Origin of the sequence: Dactylosporangium sp. CS-047395 (assembly GCF_050942185.1) — a bacterium.
Taxonomy (GTDB): domain Bacteria; phylum Actinomycetota; class Actinomycetes; order Mycobacteriales; family Micromonosporaceae; genus Dactylosporangium.
The window spans coordinates 7,295,926-7,310,051 of the sequence record NZ_CP192015.1 but is presented as its reverse complement, the minus strand read 5'-3'; the positions used below and the strand labels follow the sequence as shown (position 1 = coordinate 7,310,051).

13 protein-coding genes and 1 pseudogene are annotated in these 14,126 nt (G+C 70.8%); 10 read left to right on the top strand and 4 right to left on the bottom strand.

Features of this window, described 5'->3' with window-relative positions:
* Nucleotides 1-55: 55 nt before the first annotated feature.
* The 3 genes from chvE to mmsB are packed head-to-tail and all read left to right on the top strand — an operon-like array spanning nt 56 to nt 4,009.
* Nucleotides 56-1,186 (top strand): multiple monosaccharide ABC transporter substrate-binding protein, encoded by a 1,131-nt coding sequence (gene chvE / locus ACQP00_RS34445; RefSeq protein WP_433203608.1) that lies wholly within the window; start codon nt 56-58, stop codon nt 1,184-1,186.
* A gap of 59 nt (nt 1,187-1,245) precedes the next feature.
* Nucleotides 1,246-2,778, top strand: coding sequence for a multiple monosaccharide ABC transporter ATP-binding protein (mmsA, locus tag ACQP00_RS34440; RefSeq protein WP_433203605.1), 1,533 nt, complete (start codon nt 1,246-1,248; stop codon nt 2,776-2,778).
* Between the two features lie 7 nt (nt 2,779-2,785).
* Complete coding sequence (gene mmsB / locus ACQP00_RS34435; protein WP_433203602.1) at nt 2,786-4,009, top strand: multiple monosaccharide ABC transporter permease; 1,224 nt, start codon at nt 2,786-2,788, stop codon at nt 4,007-4,009.
* Between the two features lie 68 nt (nt 4,010-4,077).
* Here mmsB and ACQP00_RS34430 read toward each other — a convergent pair whose 3' ends face one another.
* A complete protein-coding gene (locus ACQP00_RS34430; RefSeq protein ID WP_433203599.1) occupies nt 4,078-4,809 on the bottom strand; it encodes an alpha/beta fold hydrolase in 732 nt (243 codons plus the stop codon).
* 57 nt (nt 4,810-4,866) lie between these two features.
* Between ACQP00_RS34430 and ACQP00_RS34425 the strand changes: the two genes are divergently transcribed.
* The 4 genes and pseudogenes from ACQP00_RS34425 to ACQP00_RS34410 all read left to right on the top strand — a co-directional run bounded on the left by ACQP00_RS34425 (nt 4,867) and on the right by ACQP00_RS34410 (nt 8,154).
* Entirely contained in the window at nt 4,867-5,274 is a 408-nt protein-coding gene (locus ACQP00_RS34425) for a MarR family winged helix-turn-helix transcriptional regulator (protein ID WP_433203596.1), read from the top strand.
* A gap of 22 nt (nt 5,275-5,296) precedes the next feature.
* A pseudogene (locus tag ACQP00_RS34420) lies at nt 5,297-5,770 on the top strand (hypothetical protein); the annotation flags it as partial.
* A complete protein-coding gene (locus ACQP00_RS34415) occupies nt 5,751-6,464 on the top strand; it encodes a hypothetical protein (protein WP_433203594.1) in 714 nt (237 codons plus the stop codon). The pseudogene ACQP00_RS34420 and the gene ACQP00_RS34415, both read left to right, overlap by 20 nt.
* Complete coding sequence (locus tag ACQP00_RS34410) at nt 6,454-8,154, top strand: WD40 repeat domain-containing protein (protein ID WP_433203591.1); 1,701 nt, start codon at nt 6,454-6,456, stop codon at nt 8,152-8,154. Before ACQP00_RS34415 ends, ACQP00_RS34410 begins: the two co-directional genes overlap by 11 nt.
* Nucleotides 8,155-8,161: 7 nt before the next feature.
* On the opposite strand, the gene ACQP00_RS34405 is transcribed toward ACQP00_RS34410, so the two are convergent.
* Nucleotides 8,162-9,484, bottom strand: a complete 1,323-nt coding sequence (locus ACQP00_RS34405; RefSeq protein ID WP_433203588.1) for a HAMP domain-containing protein — start codon at nt 9,482-9,484, stop codon at nt 8,162-8,164.
* On the bottom strand, nt 9,481-10,188 hold the full coding sequence (locus ACQP00_RS34400; RefSeq protein ID WP_433044083.1) for a response regulator transcription factor: 708 nt from the start codon (nt 10,186-10,188) through the stop codon (nt 9,481-9,483). Before ACQP00_RS34400 ends, ACQP00_RS34405 begins: the two co-directional genes overlap by 4 nt.
* A 63-nt stretch (nt 10,189-10,251) precedes the next feature.
* Here ACQP00_RS34400 and ACQP00_RS34395 point away from each other — a divergent pair, with 63 nt between their 5' ends.
* On the top strand, nt 10,252-10,854 hold the full coding sequence (locus tag ACQP00_RS34395; RefSeq protein WP_433203586.1) for a DNA mismatch repair protein MutL: 603 nt from the start codon (nt 10,252-10,254) through the stop codon (nt 10,852-10,854).
* A gap of 98 nt (nt 10,855-10,952) precedes the next feature.
* On the opposite strand, the gene ACQP00_RS34390 is transcribed toward ACQP00_RS34395, so the two are convergent.
* Complete coding sequence (locus tag ACQP00_RS34390) at nt 10,953-11,591, bottom strand: hypothetical protein (RefSeq protein ID WP_433203583.1); 639 nt, start codon at nt 11,589-11,591, stop codon at nt 10,953-10,955.
* Nucleotides 11,592-11,749: 158 nt separating this feature from the next.
* Between ACQP00_RS34390 and ACQP00_RS34385 the strand changes: the two genes are divergently transcribed.
* Both ACQP00_RS34385 and ACQP00_RS34380 read left to right on the top strand, forming a co-directional pair.
* Nucleotides 11,750-12,415: a hypothetical protein gene (locus ACQP00_RS34385; protein ID WP_433203580.1), complete on the top strand. Its 666-nt coding sequence runs from the start codon at nt 11,750-11,752 to the stop codon at nt 12,413-12,415.
* A gap of 94 nt (nt 12,416-12,509) precedes the next feature.
* Complete coding sequence (locus ACQP00_RS34380; RefSeq protein WP_433203577.1) at nt 12,510-14,120, top strand: cellulase family glycosylhydrolase; 1,611 nt, start codon at nt 12,510-12,512, stop codon at nt 14,118-14,120.
* The last annotated feature ends 6 nt before the right edge of the window (nt 14,121-14,126 follow it).

Genomic DNA, 14,126 nt, shown 5'->3' with positions numbered 1-14,126 from the left:
TTCACACCCTGACGCCCCGCCCGCCGACCGATGCACGCTGCCCTGAGGGGGAGAAGTGAAGTTCGCACGTATCGCCGCTTCCGCGATCGGCCTGGCCGTCGCCTTCAGCGTCGCCGCCTGTGGTTCGTCGGAGAAGACCGCCGACAAAGAGGCCAACGCTCCCGCCGGCAACGCCGGTGCCCTGGTCGGCGTCACGATGCCGACCAAGTCCTCGGAGCGCTGGATCGCTGACGGCAACAACGTCAAGGCCGCCCTGGAGAAGCTCGGGTACAAGGTCGACCTGCAGTACGCCGAGAACGACATCCCGACGCAGGTCAACCAGATCGAGAACCAGATCACCAAGGGCGCGAAGCTGCTCATCATCGCGTCGATCGACGGCACCGCCATCACCACGCAGCTGCAGGAGGCGGCCGACAAGAAGATCCCGGTCATCGCCTACGACCGGCTGATCCGCAACTCGCCCAACGTCGACTACTACGCCACCTTCGACAACTTCAAGGTCGGCGTGCAGCAGGCCACCTCGCTGCTGGTCGGCCTGGGCCTGAAGAAGGAGGACGGCTCGGAGGGCACCGCCAAGGGGCCGTTCAACATCGAGCTGTTCGCCGGTTCGCCGGACGACAACAACGCGACCTTCTTCTTCAACGGCGCGATGGAGACCCTCAAGCCGTACATCGACAAGGGCACGCTCGTGGTGAAGAGCGGCCAGACCGACTTCAAGACGGTCGCGATCCTGCGCTGGGACCCGGCGACGGCCCAGAAGCGCATGGAGGACCTGATCACCAAGACGTACAACGGCGGCACCAAGGTGCAGGGCGTGCTCTCGCCGTACGACGGCCTGTCGATCGGCATCCTGTCGGCGCTCAAGAGCGCGGGCTACGGCACCGGCGGCCAGGCGTACCCGATCGTCACCGGTCAGGACGCCGAGGTCGCGTCGGTCAAGTCGATCATCGCCGGTGAGCAGTACGCGACGATCTACAAGGACACCCGCAAGCTGGCCGACGTCACGGTCAAGATGGGCGACGCCGTGCTCAAGGGCGGCAAGCCCGAGGTGAACAACACCAAGGACTACGACAACGGCAAGAAGGTCGTCCCGTCGTACCTGCTCGAGCCGGTCGTGGTGTACAAGTCCAACTACAAGTCCGTGCTCATCGACGGTGGCTACTACACCGAGGACAAGCTCAAGTAACAGCGCTTGGCCGGGGCCCGGGTTTCTGGGAAACTCGGGCCCCCTTGAGGAGAACAAGCATGACCGAGGCGCTCCTGCAGATGCGGGGCATCACCAAGACGTTCCCGGGCGTGAAGGCCCTGGACGACGTCAACCTGACCGTGCGCCGGGGCGAGATCCACGCCATCTGCGGCGAGAACGGCGCCGGCAAGTCGACCCTGATGAAGGTCCTCTCCGGCGTGTACGGGCACGGCTCGTACGAGGGCGAGATCCTCTTCGAGGGCGAGCCCTGCCACTTCAACGGCATCCGCGACTCCGAGCGGCGCGGGATCGTGATCGTGCACCAGGAACTGGCGCTGATTCCGTACCTGTCGATCGCCGAGAACATCTTCCTGGGCAACGAGCGGGTCGGCCGTGGCCTGGTCGACTGGAACCGCACCAACGCCGACGCGGCGAGGCTGCTGGACCGGGTCGGGCTGCGCGAGAACCCGGTCACCCCGGCCATGGACATCGGCGTCGGCAAGCAGCAGCTGGTCGAGATCGCCAAGGCGCTGTCCAAGGAGGTGCGCCTGCTGATCCTCGACGAGCCGACCGCGGCGCTCAACGACGAGGACTCCGCGCACCTGCTCAACCTGCTGCGCGGCCTGCGCGACCAGGGCGTCACCTGCGTGATCATCTCGCACAAGCTCAACGAGATCGAGTCGATCGCCGACTCCACCACGATCCTGCGCGACGGGCGGACCATCGAGACGCTCGACATGCACGCGCCGGGCGGGGTCAGCGAGGACCGGATCATCTCCGGCATGGTCGGCCGCGACCTGGAGCACCGCTTCCCGCCGCACACCGCGCACGTCGGCGAGGAGATGCTGCGGATCGAGCACTGGACCGTGCACTCGCCGACCCAGCACGGCCGCAAGGTCGTCGACGACGCCTCGCTGACCCTGCACGCCGGCGAGATCGTCGGGCTGGCCGGGCTGATGGGGGCCGGGCGCACCGAGCTCGCGATGAGCGTGTTCGGGCACAGCTACGGCGTGGACATCAGCGGCCAGGTGTACAAGCACGGCAAGCCGATCCAGATGCGCTCGGTGCAGGAGGCGATCGGCCACGGCATCGCCTACGCCACCGAGGACCGCAAGCGCTACGGCCTCAACCTCATCGAGGACATCCAGCGCAACGTCTCCGGCGCCGCGCTGGGCAAGCTGTCCCGGGGCGGCTGGGTCGACGACAACCGCGAGTTCGAGGTGGCCGAGCGGTACCGCGGCAGCCTCAACATCAAGGCCAAGAACGTCGGCACCATCGCCGGCACGCTCTCCGGCGGCAACCAGCAGAAGGTCGTGCTGGCCAAGTGGATCTTCACCGACCCCGACGTGCTGATCCTCGACGAGCCGACCCGCGGCATCGACGTCGGCGCCAAGTACGAGATCTACACGATCATCAACCAGCTCGCCGACCAGGGCAAGGCGGTCCTCGTCATCTCCTCCGAGCTGCCCGAGCTGCTCGGCATCTGCGACCGGATCTACGCCCTGTCGGCCGGGCGCATCACGGGCGCGGTCGAGCGCGCCGAGTTCTCCCCGGAGCGGCTGATGCGGCTCATGACCAGGATCAAGGAGTAACCCGTCCATGACCACAGTGGTCGAACCGGCGGTCGAGCCGACCGTCACGCCCCCGACGCGGTTCTCGGTGAACCTGCGCCAGAGCGGCATCTACATCGCGTTCGCCGCGATCGTCGTGTTCTTCACGATCCTGACCGACGGCTCGCTGCTGGAGCCGCAGAACATCTCCAACATGGTGATCCAGAACTCGTACATCCTGATCCTCGCGATCGGGATGATTCTGATCATCATCGCCGGCCACATCGACCTGTCCGCGGGCTCGGTCGTCGCCGTCACCGGCGCGCTCTCCGCGGTACTCATGGTCAAGGCGGACATGCCCTGGCCGCTCGCGATCGTGGTCACGCTGGTGGCCGGCGGGCTGATCGGCGCCTGGCAGGGCTTCTGGATCGCCTACTTCGGCATCCCCGCCTTCATCGTCACCCTCGCCGGCATGCTCATCTTCCGCGCGCTGACCATGACGACGCTGGGCAACCAGGGCATCGGCCCGTTCGCCGACGACGTGCGGACCCTGTCCAACGGCTTCATCCCCGGCTTCCTCAACAACGTCGGCCTCGGCCCGCTGGGCGGCGCGGACCTGTTCACCCTGCTCGTCGGCATCGCCACGGTGGTCGGCATCATCGCCGTGCAGTGGCGCGCCCGCCGCGGCCGGATCGGCTACGGCCAGGCCGTCGACTCGCTGCCGGTGTTCTGGGCCAAGCTCATCGGCGCCTCGCTCGTGCTGATGTTCGTCATCGTGCAGCTGGCCCGGTTCAAGAACCTTCCGTGGGTACTCGTCCTGCTCGCCGTACTCGTGCTGACGTACACCCTCATCTCGCAGCGCACCGTCTTCGGCCGGCACATCTACGCCGTCGGCGGCAACCTGCAGGCCGCGAGCCTCTCCGGGGTCAAGGTCAAGCAGGTCACCTTCTGGATCTTCGTCAACATGGGCATCCTGTCGGCGATCGCCGGCATCATCTTCGCCGGCCGCCTCAACCTGGCCGGCCCGACGGCCGGCAACGCCTTCGAACTCGACGCGATCGCCGCCGCGTTCATCGGCGGCGCCGCGGTCCAGGGCGGCGTCGGCAAGGTCGTCGGCGCCATCACCGGCGGCCTCATCATGGCCGTGATCAGCAACGGCATGTCCCTGAACGGCGAGCCCCCGGAGCGCGTGATGCTCGTCAAGGGCATCGTCCTGCTGGCCGCGGTCGCCTTCGACGTGTGGGCCAAGCGCCGCGCGGGCCGCTCCCGCTGACTTTGTTCGGGTGTCTGGTGAGAAGGACAGGGGGAACCGCCTTCGGGGCGTCGGCGGTTCCCCCTGTCTCACCCGATGAAGCTCCACAATGGACCTAGCAGCGCGTCCGGGCGCTCCAGCTGCGGCAGATGCCCCGTCCGCTCCAGCAGCACGAATGCGGCGCCCGGAATCGCGGCGGCGAACGCCCGCCCATAGCCGGGGTCGGCGATCCGGTCGCTGTCACCCCAAACCACAAGAGCCGGCTTTTGTACCGCCTGCAGCCTGGCCAGCAGCGTCGGGTCCACCATGCCCCCGGCATACAACCTGAGCGTCTCCCGATTCCCCGCCATGTTCCGCCGCGCGGCCTCGGGCATGGTGCTCGGATCGATCACCCGCCCGGTCGGGTCGTAGTAGCTGGCCGCCGCGATCTCGGCGAACGAGAGCCCGAAGAAGTCGGCGACCGGGTGCCCCTCGACCTCGATCCCGACCCCGTCCACGATCACCAGCGTGGAGATCCGGGGCGACCCGAGGATGGCCAGCTCGGCCGCGATCCACCCGCCGATCGAGTTCCCGACCACCGCCACGTCCTCCAGCCCGAGGTCGTCGAGCAGTCCCTTGTAGACGGTGGCCAGGTCCCGGATGCTCTCGACCCCGTCGGGCCGCACGGTCCCGTCGAACCCCGGATGCGTCGGCGTGATGACCCGGACCGGATGCTCGGCGGCGAACCGCTCCGCGAACGCGACGACGGAGGCGGGCCCGGCCCCGCCGTGCAGCAACAACACGGGTCGGCCGGTACCACGCTCGGTAAAGGTGACGGTCATAGTCAGGAACCTTATATCAGCATGTTGATATAAACAACCTGAGGTACGCTGGGCGGCATGACGAGGGCAGTTTCGGAGATCGGGCTGTCGGTCAAGCGGCTGCAGGCGCGCCACCACCGCGAGGCCAACGCCGCCCTGGCCCCGCTGGGCGTGAGCCTGGTCCAATGGGACGCCCTGCGCCACCTGCACCGCAACCCGGACGCCTCCCTGCACGACCTGGCCCAGCTGACCTTCCAGACCGACCAGTCCTTCGGCACCCTCGCCACCCGCATGATCGACCGCGACCTGATCGAACGCGTCCCAGGCCCCGGCCGCGCGGTCAAGCACCGGCTCACCACCAGAGGCGACGAGATCCGCGAGCAGGGCCAGCAGTTGCTGAACGAGGTGCTCGAGCGCTCCTTCGCCCCGTTGGACGCGCAGGAGCTGGCCACCTTCGACCGGCTCCTCCAGCGCCTGCTCGGCTAACCACTGGCGCGCACTTGGCGCCATGGGCGGGTGCGCACCGATTCGCCGGAATCGCTGGATCTCGCCTCACTGTTCCTGGGCGCGGTCCTGGGTCGTGTGGCGCCGCGACGAGAGCCCGTTCCCCGGCCTCGAGGCGTACGCGGCCGACCGCACCACCGTGTACCTCGGCCGCGACGACGACATCGCCGCCTGCCTGGCCCGCCTCGACGGCCCGCCGGGGTCTGCGGCCCGGCGTACCGTGCCGCTCACGGACCCGTCGGGCGTCGGCAAGTCCTCGCTGCTGCAGGCCGGCATGCTGCCGCGGCTCGCCCGCACCGGAACGGTCATCGGCCCGATCCGCCCGGGCGCCGATCCGTTCAACGGCCTGGCGGCGGCCCTCATCGACGCCGCCGGCAGGGAGCGCACCGACCTGGCTGAGCTGGCGGCGGCGCTGCGGCAGGAGGCCGTGGCCGGGCGGCCGGAGCCGGACCGCCTGCTTGCCGCACTCCGCCAGGTCCGCCGCCGGCCAATGCTGGTCCTCGCAATCGACCAGGCCGAGGAGCTGTTCGCCGACGCGGCCGCGGGCGAGGGGCTCCCTGGCCCGGCACGCCGACGAGGTCTACCGGGCCGCCGCGGAGCGCCACGGCGCGGCCGCGGTCGACGCGCTGCTGCTGCGGCTGACCGCCTGGGACGGCCACCGGCTGACCCTGCGCGCGGCGACGGTCCGCGAACTGGGCGACGCCGAACGGGCGGTCGCGGCCGACCTGCGCGACGACCGCCTCGTGATCGACGCCAACGCCGGGCAGTCCCTGGTCCCGGTCCACGAGGTCCTTCTGCGCCGCTGGGACCACCTGGTGGCCCTGGCCGCCGGGCACGCGGAGCTGCTGCGCGCCCGAGCGGACCTGGAGTCGACGGCGGCCCGCTGGTCCGACACCGGCCGCCCGGCCGACCTCCTCCTGCGCGGTGCCGCCCTGCGCGAGGCCACCACGACCGCGGACCGCCTCGGCGCCTCGGCCCACCTGGCGGCCATGATCACCGAGTCGGACGCGTACGAGCGGCGCACCGGTGCGTTCCGCGCCGCCGCGGCGGCCGCCGGGGCCCAGCAGCTGTGCGACGCGGATCGCGACCAGGCCGTCGCGCTCGCCCGCGCGGCCGTGACCGAGCTCGACGCCGACCCGCGGGACCGGCCCTGCTCACCGTGTGGTCGCTGACAACCCAGCCCGAGGTCGACCCGGCCGCGGCACCGTACTTCGACCAGATCCGCAGCGTCGCCTGGGACGGCACCGACCTGGTCGTGGCCAGCAAGTCCGGCACGCTGACCCGTTGGTCCCCACAGGGCCGCCTGCTCCGATGCGATCTCGTCCCGCTTGGCGACGAGGCGTTGCTGAGCCACGACGGGCGGCTGCTGGCGGTGAAGGGGCGGGGTCGCCGGACTCGCAGTCGATCGCCGTCGCGGGCCGGGAGTCCATCGCGATCATCAATGCGGCGGATGGTTCGCTCCGCACGACGATCACCGTCGACCAGGCCCGGTTCTCGGCCTTTGCGTGGTCGCCTGACAGCTCGGCCCTGGCCACGGCCCGCACCTCCGATCCCTATGACCTCCGGGTTTGGGACGCCACGAACGGCGCCTGTCTCCGGCGCATCGAGCTGGCCGGTGTCGACCTCCTGCGGGAGGTGGTCGGCGTGGCCTGGCCGCCGGCGCCGTATACGTTGCTGGTCCACGCCGTCCTCGCCGGCGACCAGGAGGAGCTGCTGTTCTTCGACGCCGGGGGCGATGTGCCCGTCCGCCGTGAAACCGTGCCGTGGCGGTCCTCGTACGACCGATCCATGCGCTGGTACTCGAGATCCCATGCGAAGTCGCCGATCGTCATCGCCGCCGATCAGATTGCCGTCATCGGCCCTGACATGGCCGGCCTGGTGCAGCTGCCGTCGAGCAGTTGGACGGCGCTCCAGCGGCTGGACCTGAGGTCCGCCCTGTGGTCCCCGGACCTCCGCCGCGTCGTCGTCTTCGTCGACGGTGGCATCGCCGCCGTGGACCTCGACACCGGCACTGTGGTCCGGCCGATGCCCGTTTCCGGCCGCTCCTACGCTCAGCCCCACGCAGCCTGGTCGCCCCACGGTGACCGGTTGGTGGTGGCGGACGACCAAGGTCTCGTGGTCGTGGACCCGATCGGCGGCGCGGTGCTCGGCCGGCGTGAAGGTCTCCATCCGGATGTGCAAGGCGTCCTGTGGTCACCGGACGGATCGCTGCTGATGCGCATCAGCCAGGCGACATTGGAGCTGCTCGAGACCGAGAACTGGAATCGCGTGCGCACTGTCGAGATGCGGACCGGCGAGTCGTGGTCGGCGGACTTCGCGCCCGGCGGTGGTCGCCTCGCCATCGCACCGCAGCCGTTCGGGGGCACGCAGATCGTCGACACCGCCGACGGGAGGACGGGCCGGGGCATCGGCCCGTCCGGCGTGTGCAGGCTCGCCTGGTCGAGCGGGGATCTCCTCGCGATCGGCACCAAGTCCGGACGTGTCGAGATCGTGGACGCGCGCAGTGGCACGACGGTCGCCGTATGTGAAGGCGACCCACGCGCGGTCCGCCTGCTCGCGTGGCAGCCCGCCGGTCACCTCGTCGCCGCTGCGTCGAACGGCCGGTTCGTCCGGGTCTGGCGGGCGTCCGACGGAGCGCCGATGGCCGTGTTCGATCTGGCTCATCGGGACAAGGTTCTCTACTCCGCGGCCGCCGACCTGCGGTGGCTCGACGGCGGGCGGCGGCTCGACTGTGCGTTGAGCGACGGCCAGGTGCTGAGCTGGCGGCTCCCGGAGTCGGCCGAGGAGGTGCTGGCGGGCGTCGAGGAGCCCGTCGCGCCGCTGCCGCCCGAGGTTCGGGCGCGTTACGGCCTGCGCCTCTGACGGTCGCTCACCGGACGATGCGGCGGGCCGGGCGTGGGGGCGGTTGGTCGGGCGTGAGGGGGTCGAGCTCGATGGCGATCCGGGCGCCGCGCAAGGCTCGGCTGCGTTCGATGATCAGGTGGCCGCCGGCGGACTCGGCGACGCGGCGGACGATGTCCAGGCCCAGGCCTGTTGAGCCGGCGCCGCTTGTGCCGCGGCGCAGGGCGCCCTGGGGGTCGGCGATGCCGGGGCCCGCGTCGTCGACGAACAGGCCGCGGGCGGAGACGTGGACCTCGAAGGCCGTACCCTCGCCGGTGTGCTGGAAGACGTTGCCCAGCAGGCAGTCTACGGCGGAGATGAGGTCGGCCTCCGAGACCGGGACGTAGACCGGTTCTTGGCCGCCCGTGACGCGCCAGGGGCGGTTCTGGTCCTCGGCCAGGACCGACCAGAAGGCCAGGCGGTCGGCCACGACCTCGACGAGGTCCGTGGTCTCGGGCTGGCGGTCGGCGGCCGAGCGGCGGGCCTGGGTGATGATCTGCTCGATCTCGTCGTCGAGGGCGTCGAAGGCCTGGCGCATGCGCTCGCCGATCGGGCCCGGGGGCATCGCGTCGGCGTCCAGGCGCAGGGCGGTCAGCGGGGTCCGCAGGCGGTGGGAGAGGTCGGCGGCCAGTTCGCGTTCGGCGTCGGCGAAGGCGACCATCTGTACGGCCATCCGGTTGAAACTGCGCGCGGCGTCCTTGAGCTCCGGGGGGCCCTCCGGCTCGACCCGGGCGTGCAGGTCGCCGTCGCCGAACGCGCGGGCGCCCTCGGCGAGCTTGCGGGTCGCGCGCACGATCTGGGCGCCCAGGCGGTCGGCCACCAGCGTCGAACCCGCCACGAGCACGACCGCCAGGCCCGCCAGGGCCAGCCAGGCCGCGCTGACGCCCTCGGTCAGTTCGCCGTCGGAGACGTAGACCTCGACGACCGCGGTCCGGTCGCCGTCGAGGACGACGGTCTGCAGATAGGCGACACCGCCCGGGGCGTTCACGGTCAGTGAGCGGCGCTGGTGCACGGCCCGGTCGACGTCGGCCGGCAGGGCGTGGCTCGTGCCGACCGTGGGTTCGCCCACCAGGTGTACCGCCAGCCGCCCCGACTGCCCCGCCGGCACCGTGGCCACCGCGCGCACCAGGGCGCCGGACTGGTCGCCGGGGGCCGAGGCCAGCGCGGCGACCATCGCGTCGGCCTGGTAGCGGGCCTCGGCCAGGGCGCGGTCGTGGGCGATCTGCTTGGTCACATACGCCAGCGGCACCAGGAACGCCAGCGCGATCATCGTGGTGATCGCGAAGGACAGGCGCATCAACGCCGATCTCATGCCGGCGGCTGCGCCGGGTCGACGAGCATCACCCCGACCCCGCGGAACGTGCGCAGGTACTTCGGCTGCGTCGCGCTCTCCCCGAGCTTGCGGCGCAGCCAGGAGACGTGCACGTCGATGGTCTGGTCCTCGCCGGAGCTGTCCGGGCGCTGCCACACCTCGGTCAGCAGCTCGCGGCGGCTCACCACGCGGCCGGCCCGCTGCGCGAGGTACGCGAGGAGGTCGAACTCCTTCTTCGTCAGCTGCAGCGGCCGCCCGTCCAGCGTCGCCGAGCGCTGCTGCGGGTTGACGTGCAGGCCGCCGACGGTGACGCCGGCCGGGGGCTGGGCCTGGCCCGGGGTGCCCTGCCCGCGGCGCAGGACGGCATTGATCCGGGCCGACATCTGGGCGCTCGAGAACGGCTTGGTCACGTAGTCGTCGGCGCCCGCGTCGAGCAGGCGGATGATGTCGCGCTCGGAGCGGCGGGCGGTGGCCACGATCACCGGCGCGTTGGAGATCCCGCGCAGCATCCGCAGCACGTCGAGGCCGTCCATGTCGGGCAGGCCCAGGTCCAGGATGACCAGGTCCGGCGGGTCGGTGGCGATGACCCGCAGCGCCGAACCGGCGTTGCCGACGGGGCGCACGACGTGGCCGGCGTCGGTCAGGGCCCGGGACAGGGCGCCGGAGACGGCGACGTCGTCCTCGACCAGCAGGATGAGCGGCATGGCGGACACCGTAGCGCCCTTCGGGCCGGGTGGACGAGCGAGGTGGCGTGCAACAATGCGGCGGTGGGAGTTGAGCGGGGCGCGGTACCGGTGCTGCTGTGGTGTCTTGCGACGACGGCGAGCATCGGCGTGGCGTCGCTGGCCCTGCGACCCGTGCTGCGCACCGCCGTGCCGCAGGACTCGATCCCGGTCGCGGCCGACGACGGGCGCGGCGGGCGGCAGGCCGTGACGCAGACCCTCCCGCCCCCGTCCGCCCCGGCGACCACGCCCAGCACCATCGTCATCGAGGACCCCAGCTCGGCGTTCACGCACCCGAGCACCCCGGGCACCACGCGCACCTCGCAGGCCCCGCCGACGCAGCGCACCACCGCCCCGGCCCCGCGGATGGTCGACGGCTGGACGGTGACGACCGGGCCGGACGGCGTCGACGTGTACCTCAAGTCGTTCCGCTCCGACGGCGGCGACGCCGTGATCCGCATCCGGGCCGAGGTGGTCTCGCTCGTCACCGCCACGCCGCGGGACGGCTACTCGGTGTCGCAGGCACAGACCGAACCCAGCCGCCTGGTCGTCCAGTTCGTGTCGGGCAACGGCAGCGCGGCCTTCCTCGTCGACTGCCTGTGGTGGCAGGGCGGCCCGCACGGCGAGGTCACCCGCATTGGTAACTAGCGGACGGTCTGTCTGGCACTGTTGGCTACCGTGCGATGTCCTGAACAGCAGTGGGGGAGCAAGCTCCACCCACACCCCCTCAACACCGCACCGGGTCCCTAGCTCGCCATATGTTGGCGGAAGCGATGTGTGGTGGCGGCGTCGCCGATGGCGCCCAGCACGGCGAGCGCGAGGGTGTAGAGGAGCAGTAGCGGGACCGTGACGCGGGCGGCGAGCAGGACGCCCGACTCGGGCTCGACCATCGCCGTCGGCCACCAGCGGATCTCGTCGGGTGCCGCGGTGCGGTACACCTGGACGGCCTCTCCGGCGGAACGGAAGTCCTCCTGCTGGTCGCGCTCGGCCAGCCGCCACGCCGTCGTCTGGCCCAGCGTGTCGCGGAACGTGTAGGCGCGGTGGTCGCACACCTGGCCGCCGGCGTCGGTGTCGTAGTGCTCGTGGGTGCAGTGCTGCTCCGCGACCACCAGCGTCATCCGGGGCAGCGTGTGCATGTGGTGGATGCCCGCCGCGTACACGGAGGTGGTCAGCGCGACGATGGCCAGCGGCAGGGCGAGCAGGACCGCGCCCGGCCGGCTCGTGAGGCCGCCGAGGGCCGCGGTGAGCACGACCCCGCCGACGAACGCGGCCCCGAGCGCGACCGAGAAATTGTTGGCCAGCAACCGAAATCCGAGCGCGTAGGAGCCGAAGCCCAGCAGCGCGGCGAAGACGAGCACGAACGGGACGTGCAGGAGCCGCTTCACGGGCCCAGTCTCGCGCAGGGCCGCCCGTCGATGCCCTGCGGGGCGATCATTCCTGAAATCCGCTTTAAAAGCGTTATTCGCGCTCGCTGAAAATCATCGGGACAACTTAATGCGCAGCTAATAGAAACGGCCCCGGCCTGGGATTTACCGTCGATCCTGTGACCCTGGATGGCGAGGACCCCATCAACGGTGCGAGCGTGGCCCTGTCGACGGAGCCGGCGCCCGACGAGGTCGTCGCCGAACGTGAGGACGAGGTCGCCAAGCGGGACCTCTGGCGCCGCATCCTGGCTGTGGTCGTGGTGCTCGTCGCCGCCCTCGCGGTCGTGGTGCTGTGGGCGCGCCCCGCGCACGAGCCGAAAGCGCCCGCGGTCCAGGCCCAGCCGTCCAGCTCCCTCAACGGCACCGACCTCGCCTACCTGCAGCTGATGATCTCGCTCGACAACAGTGCGCTGCCGCTGTTCGAGCTGCTCAAGGACGACACCGCGCTCGCCGGGGTGGTCGGCCCGGCCGGGCCCGGGCACCGCGAGGAGCTGGTCGCGCTGCGCAAGGCGCTCACCGACGGCGGCGGCGTCGAGAACCCGGGCGAGCACGCCGGGCACGACCTGCCCGGCATGGTGCTCGAGGACGACCTCGCGGCCATCCGCAACGCGCCCGCCGACAAGCGTCTGGCCGCGGCCGTCGCCGTGCTCCGCGATCATCTGACCGGCACGACCAGGATCGCCACGTCGGAGGGCACCGCCGGCGCCGACCCCGCCACCAAGGCCACCGCCACGCGGATCCTCGACGCGCACAACAAGCTGCTGGCGGCGCTTCCGGCGGTGTAAGTTTCCGCCTCTTGTACCGTGCTGAGCTGCGCAAATGCGTTCGTTCGCGGCGCCCGGCTGTGCGGAATGTGACGTGTCTCAATAGAACTTCGGCATGAGGAGACTCTGGGCCGCCGTCGCGGCCAGCAGCTTGGCCGTCGTCGGCGCAGTCGCCGTGATGAGCCTGAACAGCACGGCGTCGGCGGCCACCGGCGGCACCGGATCGGGGTACCTGAGCACCCAGGGCGCGCAGCTCGTCGACGCCACCGGGGCCAAGGTGCGCCTGACCGGCCTCAACTGGTTCGGCATGGAGACCGACAACAAGACCTTCCACGGCCTGTGGGCGCGGCCCTGGAAGGACCACATCGACCAGATGGCGAGCCTGGGCTACAACACCATCCGGGTGCCGTTCTCCGAGGACGCGCTCAAGCCGGGCGCGCAGGCCAACAGCGTCGACGGGTACAGCAACCCCGACCTCGTCGGCCTGACCCCGCTGCAGATCCTGGACAAGGTCGTCGACTACGCCGGCAGCAAGGGCATGCGCATCCTGCTCGACCGGCACCGCCCGACCTCCGCCGGGCAGAGCGCCCTCTGGTACGTGCCGGCCACCCCCGAGGCGACCTGGATCAGCAACTGGCAGATGCTGGCCCGGCACTACGCCGGCAACACGACGGTCGTCGGGGCGGACCTGCACAACGAGCCGCACGCGGACGGTACGGACCCGAACGGCACCGGCTCCTGCTGGGGCTGCGGCGACGTGAACCGCGACTGGCGCCTGGCCGCCGAGCGGGCCGGCAACGCGATCCTCGAGGCCAACCCCAACTGGCTCATCGTCGTCGAGGGCGTCAGCTGCACCAGCGGCGGCAACGCCAACGCCTGGGACAACATCCCCGACGAGCCGTGCGGCTGGTGGGGCGGCAACCTGTCCAAGGCGGGCGAGTTCCCGGTCCGCCTCAACAAGCCCAACAAGCTCGTGTACTCCGCACACGAGTACGGCAACTCCGTCTACCACCAGACCTGGTTCGACGACCCGAACTTCCCGAACAACCTCCCCGGCATCTGGGACCAGTTCTGGGGTTACCTGCAGAAGCAGAACATCGCTCCGGTACTGGTGGGCGAGTTCGGCAGCACCCTGCAGAACCCGCAGGACGTGGTGTGGCTGCAGAAGCTCATGGCGTACATGGGCACCGGCGTCACGGGCATGAACTTCACCTACTGGTCGTGGAACCCGAACTCGGGCGACACGGGCGGCATCGTCGGCGACGACTGGAAGACGGTCAACCAGCAGAAGCAGTCGATCCTGCAGCCGTACCTCATCCCGCCAGTCGGCGGCGGCACGGGCCCGACCGGCTCGGCGTCGGCGTCGGTCTCGGCCTCCCCGTCCCGCTCGGCGTCGCAGTCGCCGAACCCGACGGGCGGCTGCACCGCCACGGTGAAGATTGACAACGCCTGGCAGGGCGGCTACCAGGCCAGCGTGACGGTGAAGAACACCGGCACCGCGGCCGTCAACCCGTGGACGGCCACGTTCACCGTCGCGTCCGGCGTGACGCTGCAGAGCGGCTGGAACGCCACCGTCACCCAGTCCGGCACCACGTTCACGGCCGCGGCCCCGAGCTGGGCCCCGTCCCTGGCCGCCGGCGCCTCGGTCACCATCGGCTTCACCGCCAACGGCCCGTCCAGCCCGGCCCCGTCCGGGGTCAAGCTCAACGGTGCCACCTGCGCGTAACAGGGG